General features: G+C 63.5%; 3 protein-coding genes. 2 read left to right on the top strand and 1 reads right to left on the bottom strand.

What is annotated here, in order from left to right:
• The coding region (locus Q0L57_RS34245; RefSeq protein ID WP_366940898.1) for an FAD-dependent oxidoreductase at positions 1–104 on the bottom strand (104 nt) is incomplete at its 3' end.
• A gap of 116 nt (positions 105–220) precedes the next feature.
• Here Q0L57_RS34245 and Q0L57_RS12575 point away from each other — a divergent pair.
• Both Q0L57_RS12575 and Q0L57_RS12580 read left to right on the top strand, forming a co-directional pair.
• Entirely contained in the window at positions 221–1,198 is a 978-nt protein-coding gene (locus tag Q0L57_RS12575) for a LysR family transcriptional regulator (protein ID WP_296743090.1), read from the top strand.
• A 136-nt stretch (positions 1,199–1,334) separates the two neighbouring features.
• Positions 1,335–2,528 (top strand): aspartate aminotransferase family protein (locus tag Q0L57_RS12580; RefSeq protein WP_296743092.1); only part of this gene is annotated, 1,194 nt, incomplete at its 3' end.

Raw genomic sequence — 2,528 nt, forward strand, 5'->3', positions numbered from 1 at the left:
TCGATGAGCACGACATCGGTGACGCCAAGCTCGGCAAGGTGATAGGCGACACTCAAGCCGATCACGCCGCCGCCTATGATAACGATCCGAGCGTCTTCCTTCACCGATGCGATACCCTTGCCTTCGAAACGGCGCGATCTTTCCCGCCAAGCGGGGTTGCGCTCAATGGGATTTCTGCAACATTAGGAAAACTTATGGACAGTCCCGCCAAGGAACCCTGGTGAAGAGCGGCAGCTTCGACTTCAACCTTTTTCGATCGATCGAGGTCTTCGCGGCCGTCGTCGAAACGCGGCATGTGACGCAGGCCGCGCAGATGCTCGGGATGACACAGTCCGCCGCCTCACAGCATCTGAAGAACCTGGAGACGGCCCTTGGCGTCAGCCTGATCGACCGCAACCTACGGCCGATCGAGCTGACCAAGGCCGGCATCGCGCTGCATCGCCGGGCCACCGCGATATTGGCGGAAGTCGAGGGGCTGCGCACCGATGCCCGCCGCATCAACGCGGCGCCGCTGCCGCTGCTCAGGGTGGCGCTGCTGGCCTCCATCGCCACCACGCTGGCGCCGGCGCTTTCCGTGCTGGCGCGCAAGAATTTCGGCATTCCCGAACTCAGCCTTTTTGCCGGGCTTGCCACCGATCACGTCGCGCTGCTTCGCGCACGCCGCGCCGATCTTGCGGTGACATCGGGCGAGCTGTTCGAGATCGAGGGGCTGACGCGTTACCCGGTCATGACCGAGAGGTTCCTGCTGGTGACGCCGAAAGGCTTTTCCGGCGATGTCGGCGACATCACGAAGCTTGCCAGAAAGCTCGCATTCGTGCGGTTCTCCAGGGAGACGCCGGTCGGCTTGCGCGTCGACCAGCATCTCAGCCGCTTGCGTATAGAACTGCCGCGGGCCATGGAGGGCGACCGCTCCAGTGTCGTGATGGCGCCAGTTGCGGCGGGCATGGGTTTCGCCATCCTGACGCCGACCCTGCTCATCGACGGCCTTGCCGAAGGCATGGAAATCGACATCCACCCCCTGCCCTTTACCAGCCTATCCCGCAACATCCTCCTGGTTGCGCGCGAACGCGAGCTGGGAGACCTGCCAGAGGCCTTTGCGGCTCGCACCGCCGAAGTGCTGAAGCAGACGATAAACGAACGCCTGCCCGACTTGCCCCCTGACCATTACGTTCTGGACTCATCCGTCGCTCCAACATGAAGCGGAGCGCACTGTGTCCGTCAGATCCCCAAGCCGCTAATCGGCTGCATCAGTTATCCTGATGGATGCTTTTGCCGGATGCCTTCGGCGCGTGTCCATGTTCTATCTGCGCCTGTCCAATCCGGGAGGCCAAGATATGAACGCTCCTCATACCCATTCATCGCTCGCGATCGACTGGTCGACACAAGGTATCGTCGACCGCCGGAACCGCTTCTACTCAGCCTCCCAGCGCAAATTCGTTCCTTACAAGGATCCGCTGATCATCAAGCGTGGCCGAGGGCAATATGTGTGGGACGAGCAGGACAGGAAATACATCGACCTGCTTGGAATGAACCTTTGCATCTCTGTCGGACATGCGCACCCGCAGGTCGTCAAGGCGGCCAGCGAGCAGGTCGCCGAGCTGACCCACTGCACGACCATGTTCTACCATCCCGTGCCCGCGCAATATGCCGAGGAACTGGCAGGCACGATGCCGGCCGGCCATGAGTGGGTGGTCCATTTCACCAACTCAGGCGCGGAGGCGATCGACCTCGCGCTTCTTATGGCGCGCTCGCACACCGGCAATATCGACATGCTGGCGCTCGCTTCCAGCTATCACGGCGCCACTTTCGGCGCGCAGTCGGTAACCGGGATAGCCGGCTTCCGCCACTCCGTCCCGCAGCTTGGCGGCGTGGCGTTCGTGCCGGAGCCGAACCAATATCGCGGCATCCACGGCGAAGGCGTGGAGCCCTATTTGAAGGAGGTTGACCGGGCGATCGCGACGTCCACGAGCGGCAGGCTGGCAGGCATGATCATCGAGCCCGTGCAGGGCTATGGCGGTATCGTCCCCATTCCGGAGGGCTACATTGCCGGCGCGTTCGAACGCGTGCGCGCCGCGGGCGGCCTTTGCATCATCGATGAGGTGCAGGCCGGCGTCGGGCGCACGGGCGAGGCCTTCTGGTCGTTTGAATCCCACGGCGTGGTGCCCGACATCGTCGTGGTCGCGAAGGGCGTGGGCAATGGCATCCCGCTCGGCGCGGTCATCGCCAAGCGCCACGTCGCCGAATCGATGGCAGACAAGTTCCTGTTCCACACTTATGGAGCCAATCCCGTCGCCTGCGCGGCCGGCAGGGCCGTCCTCAAAGTGCTGCGGGAAGAGCGGCTGCAGGAAAACGCCCGGGCTGTCGGCGGGGATCTCAAGGCGCGGCTCGAGGGCTTGAAGGAGCGTTATCCGATCATCGGCGACGTCAGGGGCCGCGGCCTGATGCTTGCGATCGAGCTGGTCAAGAACCGCGCGACGAAAGAGCCGGCGCCGGACGAGACGCTTGCGGTCTTCGAGGAAACGCGCCGC

The organism is Mesorhizobium sp. (assembly GCF_024509055.1).
Taxonomy (GTDB): Bacteria; Pseudomonadota; Alphaproteobacteria; order Rhizobiales; family Rhizobiaceae; genus Mesorhizobium.